Origin of the sequence: Bacillus cereus group sp. Bc061 (assembly GCF_027715825.1) — a bacterium.
Classification (GTDB): Bacteria; Bacillota; Bacilli; order Bacillales; family Bacillaceae_G; genus Bacillus_A; species Bacillus_A paranthracis.
Genome location: NZ_JAQFTZ010000002.1, coordinates 313,284 through 338,866, shown reverse-complemented (window position 1 = coordinate 338,866; position 25,583 = coordinate 313,284). Strand labels below are relative to the sequence as shown.

Genomic DNA, 25,583 nt, shown 5'->3' with positions numbered 1-25,583 from the left:
ATATAATGAAAGGAGGAGAAAAAGATGGAAGAGTGGATCAAGATGATAGGTAATGTAGGGTTTCCAATTGTTGTAACATTATATTTACTTCATCGAATTGAAAGTAAATTAGATGGGGTAATTGTTGCAATAGAGAAGTTGCCACGGCAATTACTACAGTATGATGATCCTCGCGATAAAAAATAAAGTTTGCTCTTCGTGAGCAAACTTTATTTTTTATTGAGCAGTATAACCACCATCGATAACGACAGCTTGTCCAGTTATACCTTTAGCTTTTTCGCTCGCTAAAAACATCGCATAATCAGCAATCTCTTGTACTTGTAATAAGCGTTTTTGTGGGACAAGTGGATAAATGACATCCTCTAGAACATTTTCAAGTGGTACATTTCGTGTAGTGGCCAAGTCTTGTAATTGATTCCGTACGAGAGGGGTATCGACATAACCGGGACAAAGCGCATTAACAGTAATTCCGTGAGTAGCCCCTTCTAAAGCGGCAACTTTTGTTAATCCAATTACACCATGTTTTGCGCTATTATAAGCAGCTTTTCCAGCGAATCCAACGAGGCCATTAATGGAAGCTACATTAATAATTCGGCCATATTTTTGCTTTTTCATAATGGGAAAGGCATGCTTAACGGCGATAAAAGGAGCGATTTGCATAATTTTAATTAGTAGCTCGAATTTTTCGGTTGGAAAATCTTCAATTGGTGAAACGTGTTGCATGCCTGCATTATTAATTAATATGTCTAATGAACCGAAATGAGTAACAGTTTGAGAAATGGATGCTTCTATTTCTTCTTCGGATGTAACATCACATTTTAAGCCGATAGCTTGAAAGCCCTCTTTTTGTAGTTGTTCAGCAGCTTCTTTTGCACGTTCTTCAAGACGATCGGTAATAACAACTTTTGCCCCTTCTTTTGCAAAAGCGTTTCCCATTTCATATCCAATACCACTTGCAGCACCTGTTAAAAAAACAACTCGATTTGTAACCATGATGAAAAACATCCCTTCGTAATAAAGTTCTCATATTGCTCTATTTAGAGAGTGGATAAGAAAAATCCTGCAAAGATTTGGAAAAATATTGTTAGCTATCTTGTTTTGCAAAATAGTCTCTGCTATACTATTTTGTAAAGCAAGATACTTACGCTTATCTATCTTGTAAAACAAGATAGTAGGAGGATTTGAATTATGTCGACAAGTCAAATGCTGAAAGGGATTTTAGAAGGATGCTTACTTGCTATTATTTCTGAAGGTGAAATATACGGTTATGAAATGAGTGAGAAGCTAGCAAAGTATGGCTTTACAATGGCGAGTGAGGGAAGTATTTATCCGTTATTAATACGAATGCAAAAAGAAGGATTCATAAAAAGTGTAATGAAGGAATCCCCATCTGGTCCAAAACGGAAGTATTACACGTTAACAGAAGATGGCGAAGATGCACTGGATGAATTTATGGATCGCTGGGAAGCGATGCAAAGTAGTGTGGAACGTCTACTTGAAGGGAAGGGGAGAAGAAAATAATGCTATCAAATGAAGCACGAAAGTTTTTATTAGATATGAGGTTGTTTTTGACTGCAAAGAGTGTGAAAGAAAGCGATATTGAAAGCTTTATTGAAGACGCAGAACTTCATTTAATAGAAGGTGAGAGTAATGGAAAAAGCGTAGAAGAAATTTTCGGAAGCTCACCGAAAGAATACGCAAATGAACTTGTAAAAGTGATGGAAAGAGATAGACAGGAAACGTGGAAGCAAATTGGTTTTACAGTAATGAATATCGTATCGTTTTGGATTATTGCTTCTGTTCTAATAGTAAATAACGGACTATTACAGATGTCACTTATTCAGTGCGTTGGATATAGTTTGTCATTAATTTTAGTTGTGATAGGTCCTAATTTTCTACTTCGCAAAATGACTTTCGTAACAAGTTTTACAAAAACATGGTTTGCTATGTGGTCGTTAGTCATAATCACACCAATGTTTCTAATAGGGGCTGTAACGATATTAGATGTGATTTATCCTACAAAAATGTTTATATTCACCCAAATGCAAAGTTATATATTAGCTGGTAGTATTTTCATCATTACAGTAGCAATAAATATATATTTTAATGGATGGTTTAAAAACTTATATTTAATCATCCCGCTTTCTATTATGTTAGTGTTTAAAACATTTACATCAGAAGACCTTGTTCCAATGTTATTTCAAATTATATGTTTATACGGAAGTTTGTTTATTTTAATTTTCCTTGAAATTATGATGAAGACGAATAGAAGAGAAGCGATTAAATAAGGGAGGGAGTATCATGCAGATTTCTAAAGAAGGAGAAAAATTTTTAATTGATACGAAAGTGTATTTAATAACGAAAGGAATGAAAGAAGAAGATGTTGACGCTTTTTTAGAAGATGCAGAACTTCATTTAATTGAAGGTGAGAAAGAAGGGAAAACGGTAAGTGATATATTTGGTGATTCGCCAAAAGAGTATGCGGAAGAATTAGCGAAAGAGATGGAGAAAGATAAAGGCGGGAGTATAAAGAGTATTTTAGGAATGATAATTGGTATTGGCGGGTATTGGTTACTTACAAATATTTTATTTGAAAGCCCAAATCATGAATTTACATTAACGAATGTACAATTAATTGGATACCCAATTGTTTTAATGATTACGATTGTAGGAATTATATTTGCTTTTAAAATGTCATCATTTAAGAGTAAAATAAAAGAATTTAGCATTATTTATGTAGCAGCATTGCTACCGATTTTATTACTAGTATTATTAATGTTTATGAATAAATGGTATGGGACACCTGTATTACAATTAACGACTATACAAAGTTATATACTAGCTGGAGTTATCTTGTTAGTACTGTTAATTGGAGAAGCATACATACTTGGCTGGATTGGGATATTAACTGTTATTGTCCCGCTATTCATTATGTTTGTATTTAAAGAATTAGGGAAGAACAACCCATATTGGGGAATGCTAGAGCCGTTACTTCTGTACGGAAGTTTATATGTATTAATGAGATGGTCTTTGAAAATTGAGGAGAAAAAAACTGTAAGCTAGCTTTATATTAATAGCGAACGAACTGAATTTTTTATTAAGAGGAGAACAAATATGCAAAGTATATTTCTAGGTATATTGTCTATTACATTTTTAGGTTTAACGATTTTTGGGCTATATACTACCTTTTCGAAAAAGGTACACGATGACTATTTCGATACTTTATTAGATGACACATCAGGTTATGTTTTGTTCTTCGGTTTAATAGGAAAGTGGCTGCTCTGGATATGCAAAAAAATATTTCCAAAGAAATATTATATAGGGATTTTTAGAGTAATTGTATTTATGTTTAGTTGTATATTTGCATCCGTTGCAGCCGGAATGTGGTTTATTGATTGGAATCTATTGTTTTAAACAGTAACAAAATCGTTACTGTTTTTTTCTTTGCAATAAAGAGCTTTGTAAAGAGAGAGCTTTTTGTTCGTTCGTTAATAGAGACTGAATATGGACATTTTCAGGGCGAGGGACGATCGGATACATAAGATTTGTTGGAGAAGGATGGTGCTCCGAGCCAGTTGGGGAATGAGGATCTGCGTGAGTAAGTTTTCCGTGAACACGTCTTGTAAATAAAATATGACCAATTTCATGAGCGAGCGTATATATATTTTTCATAGGAGCAGCCGAGTTTGTTAAAACGATATACCCTGTAAGTTGCTGTTGTTTTGCTAAAGAGTAGGCACAGGCAATTACTGCTGTTTCTTTGAAATAATCACTGCCAATATAACAAATGTAAAGGTCGCATTCAGGAGCTTCATTTACACAAGTTTGAAAAAAGGATGCTAATTTTTCCTGACTTTGAATAGAATCTTTATAACTAATTTCACGGTCAGAAAAACGAAAAAGTTCATTTAAAACAATTACTTCTTGAATTTGAAATGTAATGGGGTGCCAAATTGATTCTGCAACTGCTAAATCTTTTGCAATACGGTCATCAGAAATATCGGCGCCTGGCGTAATGCAAATACATATATTGACGTATGGATCCATAAGGAACACCTCAACTGAAAAAATTCTTTCTATAATATATGTTGGGAAAAGATCCTATGTATGGATAAACGCCTTGTTTATTACAAGTCGAAAAAATTTCATAGTTCTATAACATGGTTTGGCTGTCTTTTTGATATAGTAAAGGAAAGGGGGAGAATATATGTATACATTAAAAATCGTTTCAGACAGAGAAGCACTGTATCAATTTGCAAGTTATGTAAGAGTTGTACAAGGGGTGGAAGATGTATATGTAGAGGTGGGAGAACCTTTATATGAACATCCTTTAATGAAATTTTATGTACATATTAAGCTTGAGGAAACATATGAGCAACATAAAGCGTTACAAGAAATAGCAAGATTAGTAGAATTAGGGCGTTTTACATATGTCCATTATCGTAATGATGAAATAGAAGAAGCTTTTGAAGCTGTAAAATATGAAAGTTTTAAGAAATAAAGGTGAAAAAAGGGAGCGAAAGCTTCCTTTTTTTCTTTAAAATTACATCAACAAAAGGAGAAAAATTTTGTTATGATAAGGGAGGGTGAGGAAAGGAGAGTTTACATATTGGGGTATATTGAAGAGTTACGCAAAGTCGTTGGTACAAGGCCGCTTATTCTAGTAGGATCAGCAATTATTATCTTAAATGATAATCAAGAAGTATTGCTTCAATATCGTTCAGATACATATGATTGGGGTGTACCTGGTGGAGCGATGGAGCTAGGAGAAACGACAGAAGAAACTGCTCGTAGAGAACTATTTGAAGAGACGGGACTAAATGCGAAAATTATGCAATTTATCGGGGTTCTTTCGGGAAAAGAAGTGTACTTCCAATATCCAAATGGAGATGAAATTTTTAATGTCATTCATCTGTATCAGGGGCATCATGTGAGCGGGGAATTAAGGCTTGACCATGAAGGATTACAGCTTCAATATTTTCCTGTAGATAAGTTACCGAATTTGAATAAAACAACTGAGAAAATTCTACAAAAATTTCTATATGCATTAACAGAATAGAAGGTTAATTCCTTCTATTTTTATTATATTAAATATTTTGATTTTTTAGTATGTTTATAGTATGATAGGTGTAGACATACATCTTATGGAATTTCACCTAAAAACTGACTAGGGTACATAAGAGAGGGGCAAGTGCAAAATGCATAATGTTGTTATTACAGCTGCAGTTCGTTCGCCAATTGGAACTTTTGGGGGAGCGCTAAAAAATGTAACGCCAGTAGAATTAGCTGTTCCTGTACTTCAGGAAGCTGTAAAACGAGGCGGGGTAGAACCACACGAAGTTGATGAAGTGATTTTAGGTCATTGTATTCAAAGAACTGATGAAGCAAATACGGCAAGAACGGCTGCATTAGCGGCAGGATTTCCTGACACAGTTACAGGTTATACAATCCAACGCCAATGTTCTTCAGGTATGCAAGCAATTATGTCGGCTGCAATGCAAATTCAATTAGGTGTAAGTGAAGTTGTCGTTGCAGGTGGAGTAGAAGCAATGAGTTCAAGCCCTTATGCATTAAAACAACACCGCTGGGGACAACGCCTACAACACGGAGAAATTCGTGATACGGTGTGGGAAGTATTAGAAGATCCAATTCATCATATTATGATGGGGGAAACAGCGGAAAATTTAGTTGAACAATATGAAATTACAAGAGAGGAACAAGATGAAGTTGCGCTTCGTAGTCATACATTGGCATTGAAGGCAATCGAGTCTGGATACTTTGACGATCAAATTGTTCCTATTACAATAAAAGAACGTAGAAAAGAAGTAGTATTTTCAAAGGATGAACATCCACGTGCTGACATTACAGCAGAAAAATTAGCAGGATTAAAACCAGCTTTCCGTAAAGACGGATCTGTAACGGCAGGGAATGCATCTGGCCTGAATGACGGAAGTGCGGTTCTAGTATTAATGAGCGAAGAAAAAGCGAAAGAAAAAGGCTTACAACCGTTAGCTAGAATTGTTGGATATTCAGTAGCTGGAGTAGATCCTAAAATTATGGGTATTGGACCAGCACCAGCAATTCGTAAAGGGTTAGAAAAAGTAGATTGGTCATTAGAAGATGCAGATTTACTGGAAATTAATGAAGCTTTCGCTGCACAATACTTAGCTGTAGAGAAAGAATTAGGTTTAGATCGTGAAAAAGTGAATGTAAACGGTAGTGGTGTAGGACTTGGACATCCAATCGGTTGTACAGGAGCTCGTATTACTGTAAGTTTAATTCATGAATTAAAAAGACGCGGGTTAGAAAAAGGAATTGCCTCTCTATGCGTCGGCGGCGGTATTGGAGTAGCATTATTTATAGAAGCACTATAAAAAAGAAGCAGCAATCGCTGCTTCTTTTTTTATGATTCAAATAAATGATGAAATAATCGATCACGATTTTCAAAGAAAAGTTTCGTCGTTTGGTAATGCTCAGTTTCTTCTAATGTGGATTCATGAATCCCTTCTTGTGTTAAAGAATATATAGTGGATTCAGGATAAGCCATTAAAATAGGAGAATGCGTTGCGATAACAAATTGTGAACCTTGTTCCGCTAGTTCATGCATTCGAATGAGCATAGAAAGTTGTCTCATTGGTGATAGAGCGGCCTCGGGCTCATCTAAAATGTATAAGCCTTGTCCTGAAAAACGATTCATAAATAAGGAGAAAAATGACTCACCGTGTGATTGGGCGTGTAGTGAAGTACCACCATATGAGTCAATAATTGGATTTCCACGTGCTTCTGAATCGGCATCCATTTCATCAATATAAGAAGCAACATTATAAAACGATTCAGCACGAAGAAAGAAACCATCGTTTGGTGTATTGAAACTTTTGGAAATTCGAAGATGTTCATGTAAAGATGAATGTGAATCGTTTGTACTAAAACGGAAGTTTTTCGTTCCACCTTCTGCATTAAATCCTAAAGCAATTGCAATCGCTTCGAGTAATGTTGACTTCCCCGTTCCGTTTTCTCCAATAATGAATGTTACATTTGGATGGAAAGCTAGTGATTGTAATGTTCGAATAGCGGGTAAACAGTAAGGATATGCGGAGAAACTAGGGATATTTTCTTTTTTTAATGTGACATTTTGTAAAAAGGGTACGTCAATCAATATAGAAACCTCAATTCATAACGGATTTTGATTCTAAAAAAGCAGCAAATACAAGGGTAAGACAACTTGCAAATAGTATTGTATATTGAAGTGCGCCAAAGCCAAGACCTTCCCAGCCGAAAGTCATTCTCTTCCATATGAAAATAAAAAGAATGCTTATAAAACCAACGAGAGCAGGTATATATTTTATAATTTTGTAGTGCTTCCATAGATAGAAGCCAATGTATGTACTTAAAAACAAGGTAAACAGAACAAGAAAAAAGACAAGTGTTAATGACACGTGAATCCCTCCTTATTTTCTGAATATTTTATGTGGATTATATCATTTAAACTATCATATTCCAATGTGAAAATAAATATTGCATGGAGATTATTCATGTCGTTATGATAGTATGTAATCTATTGTAATTATAAAAAGGAGTTAAAACATGCCGTTTACATTTGCACATCCAGCAGCAGTTCTTCCTTTTGCAAAAAAGTATTCTCAACATATTTCAGTAACGGCTCTTATATTAGGTAGTATGGCGCCTGACTTTGAATATTTCCTACACTTTAGACCGTATGGTGTAATTGGGCATACGTGGCTTGGATTCTTATATTTTAATTTACCACTCGTATTTTTATTAGCATACATATATCACTACATTTTAAAAAAGCCGTTTATAACACATTTACCTAAACCATTTGCTGGCTACTATACATATGCAGTAGATGAGAGGTGGGGGCTTTACACAAGGAAAGATTTCTTTGTATTTTGTTATTCAGCATTATTCGGTATGTTAACGCATGTTGTTTGGGATGCATTCACTCATAAGACAGGCTATTTTGTTATGAAAATACCATTATTGCAAAGAGAATGGTACGGTATCTCTGTTTATAAATATATGCAACATGGAAGTACATGTATTGGTTTTCTGTTATTAGTATACGTTTTATGGAAGTGTAGAAATGCAATGGGTAAAGACCTTATTTTAGCTTCGGAAAAAATAAAATATTGGATTTCGGTAATTGTTGTGGCAACTATTATATTTATCGTGCACGCGTTCGTAGATCCCTATTTTCATATTTTCCAAATAGGGGGTATAATAGTATCTGGACTGACAAGTTCGTTTTGTGGACTTCTCATTGTTTCTATAGTTTACAAAGCAAAGGACTAATTAATATTAATGAATGATAGTGTTAGGAGAAATTATATGATGAAAGCATGGAAAAGTATTTTTGTTTTATGTAGTTTTCTTCTTATGTTAAGTGGTTGCTTCCATCAAGAAGAAAAGAAAGCTGAACCGAAGAAGAAAGAATCTATTCCTGAAACAAAAGAATATGGTGGGCGTGAGCTGAAAAAAGTAGGACAAAAAGTGAAAGAAACAGGATGGGGTACTTTTAAATTAGAACAAATTCATTCTGTGAATCAAACATTTGAAGTAGCACCAATGAAAATTCACGTACAAGATGTGAAAGTAATCTCTTTATCGCAGATGAGTAAAGATGCAAAAAATACATTAAAAGTATATACGGCATTAACTCCTGAAGAAGTAAAGCGTAGATTAGGAGATAAAGTCAGTCAAGAAGATGCGGAGTTATATGCATCGCTAAGTGGTACAGAGATTAGTGATACGATTCGTTACGTTGAAATTACATATAAGGTGGAAAATAGCGGGAATAAAAATATACAATTTTTCTCTATGAATGATGTTGCGATTAATGATAAACAACATTTTAAAGTAGCAACGCAAAACTTTTTATATGATGAAGATACGCTCGTTGGTACAAAAAATGTATCAAGGGAAGACTATAAGCCAGGTGAAACAAGAGATGGTATTATCGGCCTAATACTTGATGATGGAAAAGAAAAGGTAAAGGATATTAAATTTACAACAGATAATGTAATCGCAGCAAATACAGAAACGCAAGATGTTGTAAAAGAGCCACAAACTTTTAACATCTCACTTTCTGAGTAAGTTGTTTTTAAATATATGCAAGAAAAAACAGTCAGCGCTCAAACTATTATGCGGACTGTTTTTTCTGTTCTTCTATGTATGAATCTACACTTTGAAAAGGTACCTTAATTTTAAACGCATCTTTTTGTTCATGAAATTGTTTTTCATTATAGGGGCCAAAACGTTTATTATGCTTTACGTCAATAATCCAATAATGCTCGCTTTTTTTATTTGCAATTGCTGCGTCAGGATTATTAGGATCTGACTTTTCCTCAGTTTGTTTTGCAATAATGTATTTATCATCCCAGGCTATGTCTGTAATTTTTGCAGGAATGTATTGTGTGGCATATACAGCATCTTGCGTGGGGAAAAGTTCAAATGCATTTCCAGAAGTACGTATGAGTTCGTATTCATCGTTAATCGTATATGTTATATGATTTGTATTTCCAGCACAACCGGCTAATAGGAATGCGACGAATAGGATTATCCATTTTTTCAATATGGGAACCTCCTTTACAATGCTGTTGTAACACATTGTACAAGAAAAGTAAGAGAAACGCTAGTTTACAATGTTTTTTAGAAGTGGTACGATGAGACGGGTAAAGAAGGATATGAAGGAGTCGACATAAAAATGAAGTTAAAGATGCATCGTCCAGCGCTTGTAATGAACCGCATAGGTGCTTCCCTAATTGACATGTTTTTAATCTCGGTTATGTATGGTGCAGTAGTAGCTGTTATGACTGGAAATTATAGTGCTATTTTTAATCGCTTTAATATTAGTTTTGGCGATTATAGATATGATCTTGCAGTAGTTTTTATATTAATGGCGATATATTTTATTTTGCTACCCTTTATTTGGAACGGTGTAACACTTGGTAAAAAGGTAACGAGAATAAAATTAATTTCATTGAAGAGTGAAAAGTTAACATTACAAACATTAACGATTCGATTTTTTGTATTGTTATTACCGAACATATTACTGCTTGGAATTCCGATATTATGTAACGTATATATGATGTTATTCCGCAAAGATAATTGTGGTTTTCAGGACTTAATTACAAAAACGAAAGTGATAAGTCTTGTATAACAAAAAGAGACCTTTTTATGTAAAAAGGTCTCTTTTTGTTATACAAATATATTTTAATGGATATATAATAGGGAAAAAGTTAATCTATATCATTTTCGAATTTAATAGATTGAAAATTAAGAAAATGTTATAATGATTAAAATAATATGTTTATATAATAAGGGGGAAATTGAAGTGACTGGAGGTAGCGTAATCTTTTGGGGGATTTTAATTTTCATCGGTTTAGTTTTCGATCAGCGTAATAGTAAGAAAAAAGAAGGAGTAAAAAAGTAACCGTTTACAAATGAATAAGCAACTTTTCTTGCTTGCAGACTAATCTCATAAAGGAGTATACTGAATGACGGTAAGACTTATAGAAGGGGTAATGAAAATGAAGCTTGCAGGAAAAGTTGCTATCGTAACTGGCGGTGGCATCGGTATTGGACGTAATACAGCTCTTTTGTTGGCTAAACAAGGCGCAAAAGTAATTGTGACGGACATTGATCAAGAAAGTGGACAAGCAACAGTGGAGGAAATTACGAATCTAGGCGGAGAAGCACTTTTTGTATCCTATAATATGGAAAAACAAGGGAATTGGCAACGCGTAATCAGCATTACTTTGAATGCATTCAGTCGCATTGATATGCTTTTTCAAAATGCTGGTTTATATAAAATAGATTCTATATTTTCACGCCAACAAGAGAACGATTCCAATGTACTTTGTATTAATGACGTATGGATAGAGATAAAACAATTAACGTCATCTTTTATGAAACAGCAAGAAGAAGTGGTGCTAAGTGACTTACCGATTTTCGGTATTATTAGCACGAAAGGACAATCATTTCATACAGTAGAAGCCCTCGTATAATAGTGAAAACCGCCCTCAATATATGTGGACGGTTTTTTTGTATGAAAATTATTTTTTAACGAATGCGTTGTTCGTTTTGACTATCAAAGAAATGCGCTTTATTCATATCAAATGCTAGTTTAATTTGGTCACCAGGTGAAAATGTATGTCTTGCATCAACACGTGCTGCAAAATCTTGATTTCCAAGTTTCATATATAAAATAGATTCAGCACCTAATAACTCAGCAACTTCAATTTTTGTTGTGAAGGCAGTAGATTGTGAAGCTTCTAAAAATAATAGTTCATCATGAATGTCCTCAGGACGAATACCTAAAACAATGTCTTTATTTACATAGCCTTGTTCACGTAATATCTTCATTTTTCCTTCAGTTACTTTAATTTTTGCAGCATTGTCTATAACGAAATCGGTTTCAGTTAATTTACCACGGAAGAAATTCATCGCTGGAGAGCCGATAAATCCACCAACAAAAATGTTTTCAGGTGTTTCATATACTTCTTTTGGAGTACCGATTTGTTGAATTTTTCCGTCTTTCATAACAACAAGACGAGAAGCCATTGTCATCGCTTCAGTTTGATCATGCGTTACATAAATTGTTGTCGTACCAAGGCGGTGGTGTAACTTAGAAATTTCTGAGCGCATTGCAACACGTAATTTAGCGTCTAAGTTAGATAATGGCTCATCCATTAAGAACACTTTCGCGTCTCGAACGATTGCTCTCCCTAACGCAACACGTTGACGTTGTCCACCAGATAATGCTTTCGGTTTTCTATCTAAATATTGTTCCAGTCCTAAAATTTTTGCTGCATCTTTTACACGACGATCAATTTCATCTTTTGGTATTTTTCTAAGTTTTAATCCAAATGCCATATTATCATATACACTCATATGTGGATATAGGGCATAGTTTTGGAAGACCATTGCGATATCGCGATCTTTTGGAGGGACATCATTCATTAGCTTACCATCAATTGAAAACTCTCCTTTTGAAATATCTTCTAGTCCAGCAACCATTCGTAATGTTGTAGATTTTCCGCATCCAGAAGGACCGACAAATACGATAAATTCTTTATCTTGAATGTGTAAATTGAAGTCTGTTACAGCTGTTACATTATTATCATATATTTTATAAATGTTTTCTAATTTCAGTTCTGCCATGGTATTTCCCCCTAGAAATAATTATGCAAACGTTTTCTTTGAGTTCATTATAAACGAATAGATTCAAAAAATAAACAAAAAAATAAAACGTTTTCATGAATTGGAATAATATTAGTAAATTTCGTATGTTTTCTTAGAAAAATAAGAATAAAAGTTGTAAGCGCTATTTTAAATTAAGATAGAATCTGTTATCATTCATTAATGAAAACGTTTGCGCCTTGAAAAAGAGAAAATCGAATTATGAATGAAATGGGGTAGCATAATGGAAAAACAGTGGTGGAAAGAAAGCGTAGTATATCAAATTTATCCTCGTAGCTTTATGGATAGCAACGGTGATGGCATCGGGGATCTTCGCGGTATTATTTCAAAGTTAGATTACTTAAAAGAATTAGGGATTGATGTAATTTGGTTATCACCAGTCTATGAATCTCCAAATGATGATAATGGTTATGATATAAGTGATTATTGTAAAATTATGAATGAGTTCGGAACAATGGAAGATTGGGATGAGCTATTACATGAAATGCATGAACGTAATATGAAACTTATGATGGACTTAGTTGTTAATCATACTTCTGATGAACATAATTGGTTTATTGAATCACGTAAATCAAAAGATAATAAATATAGAGATTACTATATATGGCGCCCTGGAAAAGAAGGAAAAGAGCCGAATAACTGGGGAGCAGCGTTTAGCGGATCTGCATGGCAGTATGATGAAATGACAGATGAATATTATTTACATCTGTTTTCTAAAAAACAGCCAGATTTAAATTGGGATAATGAAAAGGTAAGACAAGATGTTTATGAAATGATGAAGTTTTGGTTAGAAAAAGGAATTGATGGCTTCCGTATGGATGTTATTAATTTTATTTCTAAAGAAGAGGGATTACCAGCTGTTGAAACAGAAGAAGAGGGGTATGTTTCAGGTCATAAGTATTTTATGAACGGTCCAAACATTCATAAATATTTACATGAAATGAATGAAGAAGTATTGTCTCATTATGATATTATGACGGTTGGTGAAATGCCTGGTGTAACGACAGAAGAAGCGAAATTGTATACCGGGGAAGAACGAAAAGAACTGCAGATGGTATTCCAATTTGAACATATGGATTTAGACTCAGGAGAAGGCGGAAAATGGGATGTAAAACCATGTTCACTTCTTACTTTAAAAGAGAATTTAACGAAGTGGCAAAAAGCATTAGAACATACAGGCTGGAATAGTCTGTATTGGAATAACCATGATCAGCCTCGTGTTGTATCGCGTTTTGGTAATGATGGAATGTATCGCATTGAATCTGCGAAAATGTTAGCGACGGTGCTTCATATGATGAAAGGAACACCTTATATTTATCAAGGCGAAGAAATCGGAATGACAAATGTTCGATTTGAATCGATTGATGAATATCGAGATATTGAAACATTAAATATGTATAAGGAAAAAGTGATAGAGCGCGGTGAAAATATAGATAAAGTGATGCAGTCTATTTATATAAAAGGCAGAGATAATGCTAGAACACCGATGCAGTGGGATGATAAAGATCATGCTGGATTCACAACAGGTGAGCCCTGGATTACGGTAAACCCTAACTATAAAGAAATCAATGTGAAACAAGCGATCCAAAATAAAGATTCAATTTTTTATTATTATAAAAAATTAATTGAGTTACGCAAAAATAACGAAATAGTTGTGTATGGATCATATGATTTAATATTGGAGAATAATCCATCTATTTTTGCATATGTAAGAACGTATGGAGAAGAAAAACTTCTTGTTATTGCAAACTTTACTGCGGAAGAATGTGTATTTGAATTGCCTGAGGACATTAGTTATAGTGAAGCAGAGTTATTTATACACAATTACGACGTAGAGAATGGACCGATAGATAACATGACATTACGTCCGTATGAAGCAATCGTGTTCAAATTGAAATAAGAAAAATCCTTATACCACTTTGGTATAAGGATTTTTTTGGTTACCATTTTAATATGGAGAATCCATATGGAGGAAGTGTAACTTGTAATACACTTGCTTCCGCTGAAAATTCTTCGTTTGTATAAATATTAATGATTTTCTTTCCAGTAACATGGAGAGGCAGTGAAGCTGTAATATCACTATTAGTCGGATTTAAAACGAAAAAGATAGTTTCATCTTCATATGTTTTTGTATAAGAAATATAATTATGTTCATCATTTGCTTCAATGAATTGGAAAGTACCATGTCCTCCAAATGCTTTATATTGCTTTCGTAACGAAATTAATGTTTGTACATGTGTAAATAATAGATGATCTTGTTCTTTCGTATCCCAAACCATACATTTGCGGCAATCAGGGTCCATACCGCCATCCATACCAATTTCGTCTCCATAATAAATACAAGGAGAGCCGATGAAAGAAAGGTGGAATACATAAAGTAACTTTAACTTATTTTTATCTCCGTTACATGTTGTCAATATTCTTGGTGTATCATGGCTGTCTAATAAATGAAATGCTGCTTCATTTACATTCATAGAGTAGGAATGTAGAGATTCTATAATTTGTTTCATAAATTCATTTGCCTTAATGGAATTGTTAGCAAAGTAAGACAGTAGAGCGTTTGTAACAGGGTAGCTCATTACAGCATCAAATTGATCTCCTTGTAGCCAAGGAAGTGCATCGTGCCAAATTTCTCCTAAAATATATACTTCAGAATTTAATGCTTTTATCTCACTTCGGAACTCTCTCCAAAATTTATGGTCGACTTCATTTGCTACATCAAGGCGCCAACCGTCTATATTGAATTCTTTTACCCAATAACGCCCTACTTCAAGTAAGTATTCTTTTACATCCGGGTGTGCAGTGTTTAATTTCGGCATATACGGTGTAAACGCGAAAGTATCATAATTCGGAAGTGGCTCAGTTCTAATTGGGAACTCATGAATATGAAACCATTCTTTATATGCTGACTGTTCACCATTTTCTAGTACGTCTTGAAATTTATCGAAAAAGTATCCACTGTGATTGAATACGGCATCGAGCATTACTTTTATACCGTGTGTATGACATGCCTCAACGAGTTCTTTGAATGTTTCTTTTGTGCCAAATTGCGGATCGATTTCCATGTAGTCAATTGTGTCATATTTATGGTTTGAATGTGCTTTGAAAATAGGTGTGAAATATATTCCCGAAATTCCAAGCTTAACAAGGTAATCGAGGTTTTGCATAATACCAGCAAAATCTCCGCCGAAAAAATTAGTTGGAGTTGGTTCAGCGCTTCCCCAAGGAAGGGTGTTTTCTGGATTCAACGTATGATCTCCATTAGCGAACCGTTCTGGGAAAATTTGATACCAAACAGTATCTTTAATCCAGGAAGGTGCTTTGAATACATCATTTGCATGAATAAATGGAAAACAGAAAAAGTTACCAACGTCATCATTTGGAATGCTAGAAAAAAATCCGCGTTCTGCATAAATAAGCGTTTCTGTCTCTGCTTTTAATTCAAATCCATAACGTAAGCGCTTAAATTTTGGCTCGATGGAAATGGACCAATAATCAAATAATGCAGTAGAACCAGTTTTTTTCATCGGTGCACTTGAAGAAATCCACTTCCCGTCTGTCCATTCATAAGGATCACCATAAATAAGATTGGTGCTTTGAACATCGTCTCTTTTCGTACGTATTCGGATATGAATCGTTTTTTCATCGTAAGCGTATGCGTAATTATCTTTTGGCCTATGATAGATGGCGTCTTTAAGCATATAAAAAATCCCCCTTTACTATCTCTATGCATATTGTTCCCTTAAGTATAATAATAAAGCATATGTTGCAAACGATTGCTTTTTGCATAGCTTTAATATTGCTTATAAGAGTAGTATTCATTTCATATAAAGTCAATCTATAAAGAGTGTAGTAATAATATTTTAAAAATTAATATTTGCAAAATGAATAAAAGAATGTATAATGATAGACAAATAGCGCAAACGTTTTCATAGATTGAGATATCGTTTGCGCTTCTATTAAACTATTCAATGCAAACGTTTTCAATTAGTAAGGTACATATACAATTCAGGGAGGTTTTTGGGATGAAGAAAGCATTATCATTATTAACGGTTTCAGCATTATCAATTGGTATGTTATCTGCATGTGGACCGAAAGATTCAGGGAAAAAAGAAGAAAGTAAAGCAAAGAAAGATTACGATCTACTCGTTTGGGAAGATGATAAAAAAGGTGTTGGTTTAGAACCAGCAGTGAAAAGCTTTGAGGAAAAATATAAAGTAAAAGTAAAAGTTGTTGAAATGCAAATGACAGATCAAGTGAAGAAGTTACGCCTTGATGGACCAGCGGGGACGGGACCAGATGTTGTAACATTGCCACATGATCAAATCGGAAATGCAGTAACAGAAGGTTTACTTTCTGAAGTGAAAGCTGATGATGCTGTAAAGAGTAAATTTACTGATTCATCAATAGAAGCACAGACATATAACGGAAAATTATATGGTTTACCAAAAGCAATTGAGACACCAGTCTTTATTTACAATAAAAAACTAATGCCAAAAGCGCCAGAAACGATGGACGAGCTGTTTAACTTCTCAAAAGAATTTACGAAAGATGGCAAGTACGGATTTTTAGCATTAGGAGATAACTTCTACTTTGCTAATGCATTCATGGCAGGTATGGGTGGTTATGTGTTTGGTGAAAAAGATGGAAAGCCAAATGCAAGTGATGTTGGATTAAATAATAGCGGAGCAGTACAAGGTGCTGAGTATCTTCAAAAATGGTACAAAGAAAAGTTATTCCCGAAAGGTATTATCGGTGAATCTGGTGGACCTGCTGCTGATGGGCTATTTAATGAAGGAAAAGCAGCATCTATCATGAACGGCCCTTGGGCGTTCCAAGCAATGGAAAAGAACGGAATTGATTATGGCGTTGCTCCAATGCCGAAATTACCAAATGGTCAACCAATGAAAACGTTTGTTGGGGTTAAAGGATGGCATGTAACAAGTTTCTCTAAACAAAATGATTTAGCTACAAAGTTCACTGAATGGGTAACGAATGAAGAAAACGCAAAAATTCGATTTGAGAAGACGAAAGAAATTCCTCCAGTAAAAGCAGTAATGGAAGATCCAATTATTAAAGATAACGAAGCTGCAAAAGCAGTTGCAACACAATCTGAAAATGGAATTCCAATGCCAAACATTCCAGAAATGCAAGAAGTATGGAAACCAGCTGGAGATGCGCTTCAATTAGTTGTTACGGATAAAGAGGCACCAAAAGCAGCACTTGATAATGCAGTGAAGCAAATTAAAGGTAATATTGAGGCAAATCATAGTAAGAAAAAATAAGGTGAAATTCGTGCCTCTAATATGAGGGGCACGAATTCTCTCCCAAGAAAAAAGGGGGAAGGAACATGCAAACATCTATGGAACCAGCAAACGGCTTAAACGGTTCAAAACATAGGAAAATGGCAACCATGTTATCAATCATTCCAGGCGTGGGCCAAATGTATAATAAACAATTTGTAAAAGGTCTTATTTTTCTAGTATTAACAGGTTCATTTATTGTAGCCTTTGCTGATTTATTAAATATGGGATTATGGGGAATTGTAACGCTTGGTACAGAAGTTCCACGTGACCATTCTGTCTTTCTATTAGTAGAAGGAATCTTGGCACTCATTGTCATCGTGTTTGGACTCGGAATATATGCATTTAATTTATATGATGCATACCAAAACGGAAAGAAACGGGATATAGGAACACCGTTAAACTCTGTAAAAGAGCAATACCGTAATTTACTAGACCAAGGTTTTCCGTATTTAATGGTTTCACCAGGGTTTTTATTACTTATCTTTGTCGTTGTATTTCCAATCATTTTCGTAATTTTAATTGGATTTACGAACTATGATTTATATCATTCTCCTCCAGCTAAATTAGTAGATTGGGTAGGATTTAAAAACTTTATTGATATCTTTACATTACCGATGTGGAGAGAAACGTTTTTAAGTGTATTTTCTTGGACTGTCATCTGGACATTCGTTGCAACGACATTACAAGTTGCACTTGGTATTTTCTTAGCGATTATCGTAAATCAGCCTGGTATTAAAGGGAAGGCGATTATTCGAACAATCTTCATTTTACCGTGGGCGGTCCCAGCATTCGTATCTATTCTTGTTTTCTCTGGTATGTTTAATGAAACATTTGGAGCGATTAACAATCAAGTATTAGCTTTATTCGGAATTGAAAAGATTGCTTGGATGACAGATCCATTTTGGGCGAAGATTGCTTTAATTATGATTCAAACGTGGCTTGGATTCCCGTTCGTCTTTGCAATGACAACAGGTATACTGCAATCGATTCCAGGAGAATTATACGAAGCGGCTACAGTAGATGGAGCTACAGCTTGGCAACAGTTTCGTAAAATTACATTGCCACTTGTTCTATATGCAACAGCACCAATATTAATTACGCAATATACGTTTAACTTTAATAACTTTAGTATCATCTATCTATTTAACGGCGGAGGTCCTGCTGTAGCTGGACAAGACGCAGGTGGAACAGATATTTTAATTTCATGGATTTATAAGTTAACGATGACTTCCGCGCAGTACGGAAAAGCAGCAGCTCTTACAATGATCTTATCGTTAATCGTTATTACAGTTGCGTTATGGCAATTTAAGAGAACAAAATCATTCCAAGAAGAGGATATGATGTAAATGAATATTAAAAGACAAAAGATGTTACGTCTCTCATTAAGTTATCTCGTTATTTTCGTAATGTGTGCCATCATTTTCTATCCATTATTATGGATTATTGGCTCATCGTTTAATCCGGGTGATAGTTTATCTGGATCAAGTATTATTCCGCAAAATGCAACACTAGATCATTATCGTAAGTTATTAGATTTAGAGAATAGTAATTATTTACTATGGTATAAAAACACATTAAAAGTAAGTGTTTTAACGATGATTTTTTCAGTGTTAGCAATTAGTTTTACTGCTTATGCATTTTCGAGATACCGTTTTGTTGGAAGAAAAAATGGTTTATTAACATTTTTAATTTTGCAAATGATTCCAAACTTTGCAGCGTTAATCGCTTTATACGTATTAGCACAGTTAACAGGATTAATTGATACGCACCTTGCATTAATTTTAATTTATGTAGGCGGGGCAATTCCAATGAACACATGGCTTATGAAAGGGTATTTTGATACGATTCCGAAAGAATTGGATGAGTCAGCTCGTATGGATGGAGCAGGGCATTTTCGTATTTTTTGGCAAATCATTATGCCACTTGCAAAGCCAATCGTAGCGGTTGTAGCGTTATTTACTTTCATCGGCCCATTTACAGATTTTATTTTAGCGAGTATTATTTTGCGCACACCAGAAAATTATACGTTAGCAGTTGGATTATATGAAATGGTGGCGAAGAAATTTGGGAATGAATTTACAACGTTCGCAGCGGGTTCCGTATTGATTGCAATCCCAATTTCAATTTTATTCCTATCACTACAAAAATACTTTATCTCTGGTTTAACTGCTGGAGGTACGAAAGGATGAAAAATGGGACATTATGTCCCATTTTTCTTTTCATCTTCCTATAAAACATTTTATAGGGAGATGAAAAGAAGTGAAATAAATAGTATATTATAGTATAGGAAAAAAGAGCTCTATCCCTTACAATACATGGAGAGGGAGAATATGATAGGTTTTACAAGATAGAATCAATGAAAGTTTATGACTTCCCCTATTACTTGCAACGGGTGCAAGATGAAAATATATAAAATGGCAGAGAAGTGAAAGGAGGGGGATTTTTATGACAGTTACAATTAAAGATGTGGCGAAGAAGGCGAATGTAGCACCATCTACCGTTTCTCGTGTAATTGCTGATAATCCAAGTATAAGTGAAAAAACAAAGCGTCGTGTTCGGAAAGTAATGAGTGAACTAGGGTATCATCCTAATTTAAACGCAAGAAACCTAGCTAACCAAACAACAAAAACACTTGGCCTTGTTATGCCAAGTTCTGCAAGTAAAGCTTTTCAAAATCCGTTTTTCCCAGAAGTTATAAGAGGAATTAGTTCGTTTGCACATGTGGAAGGGTATGCGCTTTATATGTCGACAGGTGAAACGGAAGATGAAATTTTTAATGGTGTTGTAAAGATGGTGCAGGGGCGCCAAATTGGTGGCATTATTCTTTTATATTCAAGAGAGAATGATCGGATTATTCAATATTTACATAAACAAAATTTCCCGTTCGTATTAATCGGGAAACCATATGATCGTAAAGAAGAAATTACATATGTAGATAATGACAATTATACAGCTGCAAGAGAAGTAGCAGAATATTTGATTTCATTAGGTCATAAACAAATCGCGTTCATCGGCGGTGGATCAGATTTACTTGTGACGAGAGATCGTTTGGCTGGTATGAGTGATGCTTTAAAATTAGCAGACATTGTATTGCCGAAAGAGTATATTTTACATTTTGATTTTTCAAGAGAAAGTGGTCAACAAGCCGTGGAGGAATTAATGGGGCTAAAGCAACCACCGACAGCAATTATGGCAACGGATGACTTGATTGGACTTGGTGTGCTAAGTGCACTTTCTAAAAAAGGATTCGTTGTACCGAAGGATGTTTCAATTGTAAGCTTTAATAATGCTTTATTATCAGAAATTGCGAGTCCTCCGCTTTCAACAGTTGACGTGAATATATATCAGCTAGGATATGAGGCAGCAAAAGCTTTAGTTGATAAAGTAGAGAATGCGGAGTCTACTGCAAAGTGTATCATTATTCCGCATAAATTACTGAAGCGTCAAACTTGCGATCATTATGCATAAAAAAAGCTAAGAGTTTAACTCTTAGCTTTTTGTTGTAGAAAGGCTTCTAAACGGTCACAGCCTTCTTTTAAAGTTTCAATACTATATGCATAGGATAAGCGAAGGTAGCCTTCACCATATTCAGAGAATGCTGTTCCAGGAACGACGGCAAGTCCAGCTTCTTTCACAAGATCAAGTGCAAAATCAAATGATGAAGATGTTAAATGGCCAACATATGGGAATAAGTAAAATGCACCTGTTGGCTTTTCAACTGTTAAGCCCATTTGAATAAGTCTATTATATACGTAATCACGTCGTTTTTTGTATTGATGACGCATCATTTTTGGTGCATCTTTAGCAGCTGTTAAAGCTTCAATTGCAGCATATTGAGCGATTGAAGTAGCGCACGTTACGTTGTATTGATGAACTTTTAATATATGCCCAGCTAAATAGTTTGGTGCGAATAATAGACCGATACGCCAGCCAGTCATAGAATGCGATTTTGATAAACCGTTAATGACGATAGTCTTTTCACGCATTTCTGGGAAATGAGCGATCGATGTATGTGTCTGTTCATATACAAGTTCGCTATAAATTTCATCAGAAAGAACGAAAATATTTTTATCTTTTAAAACATCTACAATATCCTGTAGTTCTTCTTTTGATAAAGTTACACCAGTTGGATTAGAAGGATACGGCAGTACGACGCATCTTGTTTTTTCTGTAATGGCCTTTTCCAGTGCTTCGGCTGTTAAACGGAAGCCAGTTTCACGAACATCGATAAAAATAGGTGTTGCGCCGCATAATCGAATAATCGGTTCGTACCCTGGATAAATAGGGGCAGGTAAAATGACTTCTGTTCCTGGCTCTAAAATCGTTCGAAATGCAACATCAATTGCTTCACTAGCACCGATTGTAACGATGGTTTCGTTTTCAGGTGAATAATGTAAATCATAGTTATCTTTTACAAAGTTACAAGCTGCCTTGCGTAACTCTAGTAAACCAGCGTTATGTGTATAGCTTGTATAATTTTCTGTAATAGCCCGTTTTGCCGCTTCTTTTACGAGAGAAGGTGTAGGAAAATCAGGTTGTCCAATTGTTAAAGAGATAAGATTATCATAGTTTTGAATCATGTTAGAGAATTGACGGATTCCAGAAATTTGGATGTCCTTTACTCTAGGGTTAATGAATTGTTCCATTGTATCTCCCTTTCTTCCGTTTGAAAATTAAGTTCATTTTAACATATTTTCTATCATTTCGCTTGCGTATATGGTATGTAGAAAGAGAGGAATAATAGAAAAAAAGCCGCTGTAAGCGACTTTTTAATATCCGTATTCCCAATCTATTTCATCTTCATTCCAAAGTACAGAGGATACTTTGCCAAGGTGAACAACTGATTCATTCACAGCGCATGTGCAATTTTCTTCTCCTGTTTTATGCTGTAACTCTTCATACACTGATTTTTCAACGTTTTCTAGAACGACCAAATTTTCTTCTTTTAAAACAAGCGTAGTACCCGCCATATTTATCTTCCTCCTACTAAAATAATGATCACTTATTTGTAAACATAGATAGTATGGATTATATGCTGTATTTTGCTATAGTTGTCCGTCTTATGAAGTATTTTTTATTTTCTTTGTAATCCGTATTCATTGTATACTGTCGGGCAGAAATTTGGTACAGGGTTTACATTCATTTCGAAAATCTGTAACAATTATTATGTGTTGTTAACAAAGAATTAACAAATATGTTAAGAAAAATCAAAATTTTAAAACAAACAAACCTGTAAAATGATATAATCATATCAAAATACATATAGGGGATGAGAGGCTATGGAGCTTATCCGTGATTTAATGATCCAAATTGCAATCATTATTTTGCCACTATTTTTATACGAAGCGATTCGTTTAAATCGTTATCAAGAAATGCCTCCGAAGCCGAACCGCTACTTTATTATGTTTTTATCTAGCATTACACTCGTTCTCTCTATGACATATTCTATTTGTTTTGGGGACGTTTGCGGGTATAACTTTCACCCAATCCCAATTGTTAGTGGTTTTTTATATGGTGGGATTGTTGGTTTAATCCCGGCCGTTATTTTTGTTATCTATGAATGGGCGCTAAAGGGCATAAACCTTCTTCCAGTCATAGAAGTAATATTTCTATTGATAGTTCCATTATTTTTATCAAAGAAATGGTCTCTATTTTCAAGGGATAAGAAGCTAATTTTAGCATTTATGATTTCATCATTGTACGTACTTGTTTCTTTAGTGATTGGTATGATTAACGTTCTGTTAGAAACGGGGTTTACACCATATGTTTCGCACTTATATAGCGGATATATATTTGCTTCGCTTATTATGGTTATGACAATGGTATTTCAGGTGTACTTAACAGAATATTTAAATGAAAATGCAATACTACGTACAGAGATGCAAAAGTCAGAGAAACTTAATATTGTAAGTGAGTTAGCAGCAAGTGTTGCACATGAGGTTCGAAATCCGCTCACTGTTGTTCGTGGTTTTATTCAATTGCTAGAAAGTACGGAAGATGTGAAGAACAAGGATTATATGCGTCTCGTATTAGCTGAATTGGACCGGGCAGAACAAATTATTTCAGATTATTTAAATTTAGCAAGGCCACAAATTGAGAAAAAAGAACATATTTGCTTATCAGCTCAATTAATAGAAATGACGACTCTTATGTCATCATTTGCAGCGATGCAAGGTGTATATTTGCAAGTTGAGATTTCTGAAAGTCTTTATACGATCGGTGATAAAACGAAATTGAAGCAAGCTATTATGAATGTTGTTAAAAATGGTATTGAAGCAATTCAAGGAAATAAAGGATATTTAAAAGTAACGGCTATACAAAAAGATGAAACGATTGTAATAAGAGTTAAAGATAGTGGTGTTGGAATGACGAAAGAACAATTAGCAAGGCTCGGACAACCGTATTATTCTTTAAAAGAAAAAGGGACAGGATTAGGACTAATGGTAACATTTAGTATTTTACAAGCGCATAATGGTACGCTGGAATATAAAAGTGAAAGTGGGAAAGGAACTGAAGCGATTATTATATTGCCAGCTGTAAGAAATAAGGAATAAAAGTTACCGATAGAAGGTAACTTTTTATTTTATATTAGAAAAAATATATTATGCTATTCAGTTGTTTTTTCTTGTTTTGTTCGGCTAAATAAACTTCTAAATGATTGGAAAAAGCTTTGTTCTTTTGAAGCGGCGACTAATCTTTTTGTTTCTTGAATTTCGCGAATTACTTGCATAAGTTGTGCATCACGGTTGCTATCTTTATTATAAATTTGATTTACGAGTTTATTCATTTTTTCTTCTTGTTTAGATTCTCGTTTATACATATGATTCATTAATAAGTCCATCTTTTCTTTTTGCAGAGCATCTGTTTGAGCGGCATGATCCACTAACTCTTGTAGCATTTTTTCCTGAGATCCTTCTTTTACATAAACTTGTTGCATCAACTCATCTAGCTTTTCATCTTTTAAACGATTTTGGGTAATAAGGGTAGAATTTTGATGAATAATGGCTTCATTTAGTTGAGCGAGCATTTCAAGTTTTAACATGAATTCCTCGAAGTTGCGCCCATCTTCTTTTTCTTTCGGTTGTATTTCTTGCGTATTTTGTATAACTGGTACAGGTGGGGCCTCTTTTTCTTTTAAAATAATTGGTATCGTTTCTGAAATATCTTCCTGCAATGTAGCAGCTCTTTCATGTATAGATTTCAATAGTTTTAAATCATCAAGTTTATAAATACGAGCATCAGCTGTTTTGGAAATTATATAACCATGTTCTTCTAACAGTTGACTATATTTGCGGACTATATGTTTTGGGATGCCTGTTTTATTCGTCACATCTTTCGTTTTATAGGTAGCTTCCATAATATTTCCTCCCCAAAAAGTATCGTATATATCATTTCAATCTTTTATGAGGACTTCCTTTGAAAAAGAATGTCGGAAGGTTATTAGTTTTCTACAGCATTAGTGAAAAGATGAAGAAAAATGAGAGTTTTTGGCGGAATGGCGAAGAAGAGCTAAAATAATGTCTGAAAACATATACAGGAGAAGTTTGTTATAATAACTGAGGAAAAGAAACTGGTAGAATCATGGAGGTATACATGAAGCAATTAAAAGGTATTATCATTTCAATTATTGCAATTCTTTCTATTGTAGTAGCGGTGTATGAAGTGCTTGTTCCAGAGGAAACAAGTATTAAAAAAACAAATGCGTATGATCAAGTTCTAGAATTTCCGAAAGATCGATACCCAGAGACAGGGAAACATATTACGGATGCTATAAAAGAAGGGCATTCAGAAGTGTGTACAATCGACCGTGGTGGCGCTGCGGATAGAAGAAAATTATCGTTAGCTCCATACCCATCAAAAAAAGGGTATGATCGTGATGAATGGCCAATGGCGATGTGTAAAGAAGGCGGAAAAGGAGCGCACATCGAATATATAAGTCCAGCAGATAATCGCGGAGCAGGCTCTTGGGTAGGAAATAAGTTAGATAAATACCCAGATGGTACGCGTGTAAAATTTGACGTAAAGTAGTAGTTGTATATTTCATAATGAAGGAGG

Annotated in this window: 30 protein-coding genes; 20 read left to right on the top strand and 10 right to left on the bottom strand. The window is 34.6% G+C overall.

Going from position 1 to position 25,583, the window contains the following annotated elements; translation table 11 throughout:
* The first annotated feature begins 24 nt into the window (after positions 1–24).
* Positions 25–186, top strand: a complete 162-nt coding sequence (locus PDQ40_RS11000) for a YvrJ family protein (protein ID WP_000393331.1) — start codon at positions 25–27, stop codon at positions 184–186.
* 30 nt (positions 187–216) lie between these two features.
* Here the strand turns inward: PDQ40_RS11000 and PDQ40_RS10995 are convergent, their stop codons facing one another.
* A complete protein-coding gene (locus PDQ40_RS10995; protein WP_000258438.1) occupies positions 217–993 on the bottom strand; it encodes a 3-hydroxybutyrate dehydrogenase in 777 nt (258 codons plus the stop codon).
* Positions 994–1,188: 195 nt separating this feature from the next.
* Here PDQ40_RS10995 and PDQ40_RS10990 point away from each other — a divergent pair, with 195 nt between their 5' ends.
* From PDQ40_RS10990 to PDQ40_RS10975, 4 genes are read left to right on the top strand one after another with little or no spacing between them, the layout of a single operon-like run.
* A complete protein-coding gene (locus PDQ40_RS10990; protein WP_000107963.1) occupies positions 1,189–1,521 on the top strand; it encodes a PadR family transcriptional regulator in 333 nt (110 codons plus the stop codon).
* Entirely contained in the window at positions 1,521–2,288 is a 768-nt protein-coding gene (locus tag PDQ40_RS10985) for a DUF1129 domain-containing protein (RefSeq protein ID WP_270691412.1), read from the top strand. The genes PDQ40_RS10990 and PDQ40_RS10985 overlap by 1 nt, the downstream gene beginning before the upstream one ends.
* 13 nt (positions 2,289–2,301) lie before the next feature.
* Positions 2,302–3,063, top strand: coding sequence for a DUF1129 domain-containing protein (locus tag PDQ40_RS10980; RefSeq protein WP_001167271.1), 762 nt, complete (start codon positions 2,302–2,304; stop codon positions 3,061–3,063).
* 51 nt (positions 3,064–3,114) lie between these two features.
* A complete protein-coding gene (locus PDQ40_RS10975; RefSeq protein ID WP_001190635.1) occupies positions 3,115–3,414 on the top strand; it encodes a hypothetical protein in 300 nt (99 codons plus the stop codon).
* 15 nt (positions 3,415–3,429) lie between these two features.
* Here the strand turns inward: PDQ40_RS10975 and PDQ40_RS10970 are convergent, their stop codons facing one another.
* Positions 3,430–4,047, bottom strand: coding sequence for an ImmA/IrrE family metallo-endopeptidase (locus tag PDQ40_RS10970; protein ID WP_000371612.1), 618 nt, complete (start codon positions 4,045–4,047; stop codon positions 3,430–3,432).
* Between the two features lie 160 nt (positions 4,048–4,207).
* On the opposite strand from PDQ40_RS10970, the gene PDQ40_RS10965 reads away from it, so the two are divergent.
* The 3 genes from PDQ40_RS10965 (at position 4,208) to PDQ40_RS10955 (ending at position 6,374) form a co-directional block, all read left to right on the top strand.
* Positions 4,208–4,501, top strand: a complete 294-nt coding sequence (locus PDQ40_RS10965; RefSeq protein ID WP_000288327.1) for a DUF3928 family protein — start codon at positions 4,208–4,210, stop codon at positions 4,499–4,501.
* Positions 4,502–4,609: 108 nt separating this feature from the next.
* Complete coding sequence (locus PDQ40_RS10960) at positions 4,610–5,059, top strand: NUDIX hydrolase (RefSeq protein ID WP_000540524.1); 450 nt, start codon at positions 4,610–4,612, stop codon at positions 5,057–5,059.
* A 139-nt stretch (positions 5,060–5,198) separates the two neighbouring features.
* Entirely contained in the window at positions 5,199–6,374 is a 1,176-nt protein-coding gene (locus tag PDQ40_RS10955) for an acetyl-CoA C-acetyltransferase (RefSeq protein WP_000552083.1), read from the top strand.
* A 29-nt stretch (positions 6,375–6,403) separates the two neighbouring features.
* Here PDQ40_RS10955 and PDQ40_RS10950 read toward each other — a convergent pair whose 3' ends face one another.
* Both PDQ40_RS10950 and PDQ40_RS10945 read right to left on the bottom strand, forming a co-directional pair.
* On the bottom strand, positions 6,404–7,156 hold the full coding sequence (locus PDQ40_RS10950; protein ID WP_000567994.1) for an AAA family ATPase: 753 nt from the start codon (positions 7,154–7,156) through the stop codon (positions 6,404–6,406).
* A 10-nt stretch (positions 7,157–7,166) separates the two neighbouring features.
* Entirely contained in the window at positions 7,167–7,436 is a 270-nt protein-coding gene (locus PDQ40_RS10945; RefSeq protein ID WP_000059970.1) for a hypothetical protein, read from the bottom strand.
* A 148-nt stretch (positions 7,437–7,584) separates the two neighbouring features.
* Here PDQ40_RS10945 and PDQ40_RS10940 point away from each other — a divergent pair, with 148 nt between their 5' ends.
* Positions 7,585–8,313: a DUF4184 family protein gene (locus tag PDQ40_RS10940; RefSeq protein ID WP_001116876.1), complete on the top strand. Its 729-nt coding sequence runs from the start codon at positions 7,585–7,587 to the stop codon at positions 8,311–8,313.
* Between the two features lie 36 nt (positions 8,314–8,349).
* The gene (locus PDQ40_RS10935; RefSeq protein WP_000973892.1) at positions 8,350–9,114 is read left to right on the top strand and encodes a hypothetical protein; all 765 of its coding nucleotides are present in this window, start codon (positions 8,350–8,352) and stop codon (positions 9,112–9,114) included.
* 46 nt (positions 9,115–9,160) lie between these two features.
* On the opposite strand, the gene PDQ40_RS10930 is transcribed toward PDQ40_RS10935, so the two are convergent.
* Positions 9,161–9,592 carry a DUF3997 domain-containing protein gene (locus tag PDQ40_RS10930; protein WP_000758783.1) on the bottom strand — a complete coding sequence of 144 codons (432 nt, stop codon included), beginning with the start codon at positions 9,590–9,592 and terminating at the stop codon, positions 9,161–9,163.
* A 132-nt stretch (positions 9,593–9,724) separates the two neighbouring features.
* On the opposite strand from PDQ40_RS10930, the gene PDQ40_RS10925 reads away from it, so the two are divergent.
* The 3 genes from PDQ40_RS10925 to PDQ40_RS10915 all read left to right on the top strand — a co-directional run bounded on the left by PDQ40_RS10925 (position 9,725) and on the right by PDQ40_RS10915 (position 11,027).
* Positions 9,725–10,180: an RDD family protein gene (locus PDQ40_RS10925; RefSeq protein ID WP_000769088.1), complete on the top strand. Its 456-nt coding sequence runs from the start codon at positions 9,725–9,727 to the stop codon at positions 10,178–10,180.
* 174 nt (positions 10,181–10,354) lie between these two features.
* Positions 10,355–10,453 carry a hypothetical protein gene (locus tag PDQ40_RS10920; protein WP_000145657.1) on the top strand — a complete coding sequence of 33 codons (99 nt, stop codon included), beginning with the start codon at positions 10,355–10,357 and terminating at the stop codon, positions 10,451–10,453.
* Between the two features lie 64 nt (positions 10,454–10,517).
* Positions 10,518–11,027, top strand: coding sequence for an SDR family NAD(P)-dependent oxidoreductase (locus tag PDQ40_RS10915; protein ID WP_270691411.1), 510 nt, complete (start codon positions 10,518–10,520; stop codon positions 11,025–11,027).
* Positions 11,028–11,082: 55 nt separating this feature from the next.
* On the opposite strand, the gene PDQ40_RS10910 is transcribed toward PDQ40_RS10915, so the two are convergent.
* On the bottom strand, positions 11,083–12,183 hold the full coding sequence (locus PDQ40_RS10910) for an ABC transporter ATP-binding protein (RefSeq protein ID WP_000818923.1): 1,101 nt from the start codon (positions 12,181–12,183) through the stop codon (positions 11,083–11,085).
* Positions 12,184–12,445: 262 nt separating this feature from the next.
* On the opposite strand from PDQ40_RS10910, the gene malL reads away from it, so the two are divergent.
* Positions 12,446–14,122, top strand: coding sequence for an oligo-1,6-glucosidase (gene malL, locus PDQ40_RS10905; RefSeq protein WP_000415194.1), 1,677 nt, complete (start codon positions 12,446–12,448; stop codon positions 14,120–14,122).
* A 40-nt stretch (positions 14,123–14,162) separates the two neighbouring features.
* On the opposite strand, the gene PDQ40_RS10900 is transcribed toward malL, so the two are convergent.
* Positions 14,163–15,923 carry an alpha-glycosidase gene (locus PDQ40_RS10900; RefSeq protein ID WP_000910090.1) on the bottom strand — a complete coding sequence of 587 codons (1,761 nt, stop codon included), beginning with the start codon at positions 15,921–15,923 and terminating at the stop codon, positions 14,163–14,165.
* A 324-nt stretch (positions 15,924–16,247) separates the two neighbouring features.
* Between PDQ40_RS10900 and PDQ40_RS10895 the strand changes: the two genes are divergently transcribed.
* The 4 genes from PDQ40_RS10895 to malR all read left to right on the top strand — a co-directional run bounded on the left by PDQ40_RS10895 (position 16,248) and on the right by malR (position 20,996).
* Positions 16,248–17,507, top strand: a complete 1,260-nt coding sequence (locus PDQ40_RS10895; RefSeq protein WP_000709918.1) for an extracellular solute-binding protein — start codon at positions 16,248–16,250, stop codon at positions 17,505–17,507.
* Between the two features lie 65 nt (positions 17,508–17,572).
* The gene (malC, locus tag PDQ40_RS10890; protein ID WP_001194989.1) at positions 17,573–18,874 is read left to right on the top strand and encodes a maltosaccharide ABC transporter permease MalC; all 1,302 of its coding nucleotides are present in this window, start codon (positions 17,573–17,575) and stop codon (positions 18,872–18,874) included.
* Positions 18,875–19,717 carry a maltosaccharide ABC transporter permease MalD gene (gene malD, locus PDQ40_RS10885; protein ID WP_001022608.1) on the top strand — a complete coding sequence of 281 codons (843 nt, stop codon included), beginning with the start codon at positions 18,875–18,877 and terminating at the stop codon, positions 19,715–19,717.
* A gap of 256 nt (positions 19,718–19,973) precedes the next feature.
* Positions 19,974–20,996, top strand: coding sequence for a maltose operon transcriptional repressor MalR (gene malR / locus PDQ40_RS10880; protein WP_000219043.1), 1,023 nt, complete (start codon positions 19,974–19,976; stop codon positions 20,994–20,996).
* A 14-nt stretch (positions 20,997–21,010) separates the two neighbouring features.
* Here the strand turns inward: malR and PDQ40_RS10875 are convergent, their stop codons facing one another.
* Together PDQ40_RS10875 and PDQ40_RS10870 are read right to left on the bottom strand one after the other, a co-directional pair.
* Complete coding sequence (locus PDQ40_RS10875; protein WP_000434564.1) at positions 21,011–22,174, bottom strand: aminotransferase A; 1,164 nt, start codon at positions 22,172–22,174, stop codon at positions 21,011–21,013.
* 123 nt (positions 22,175–22,297) lie between these two features.
* The gene (locus PDQ40_RS10870) at positions 22,298–22,498 is read right to left on the bottom strand and encodes a hypothetical protein (RefSeq protein ID WP_000929285.1); all 201 of its coding nucleotides are present in this window, start codon (positions 22,496–22,498) and stop codon (positions 22,298–22,300) included.
* A gap of 309 nt (positions 22,499–22,807) precedes the next feature.
* Between PDQ40_RS10870 and kinB the strand changes: the two genes are divergently transcribed.
* Positions 22,808–24,082, top strand: a complete 1,275-nt coding sequence (kinB, locus tag PDQ40_RS10865) for a sporulation sensor histidine kinase KinB (RefSeq protein WP_000420384.1) — start codon at positions 22,808–22,810, stop codon at positions 24,080–24,082.
* A 53-nt stretch (positions 24,083–24,135) separates the two neighbouring features.
* On the opposite strand, the gene PDQ40_RS10860 is transcribed toward kinB, so the two are convergent.
* Entirely contained in the window at positions 24,136–24,885 is a 750-nt protein-coding gene (locus PDQ40_RS10860; protein ID WP_000388462.1) for a DUF3967 domain-containing protein, read from the bottom strand.
* Between the two features lie 236 nt (positions 24,886–25,121).
* On the opposite strand from PDQ40_RS10860, the gene nucA reads away from it, so the two are divergent.
* Positions 25,122–25,556 (top strand): DNA-entry nuclease, encoded by a 435-nt coding sequence (nucA, locus tag PDQ40_RS10855; RefSeq protein ID WP_000811499.1) that lies wholly within the window; start codon positions 25,122–25,124, stop codon positions 25,554–25,556.
* The last annotated feature ends 27 nt before the right edge of the window (positions 25,557–25,583 follow it).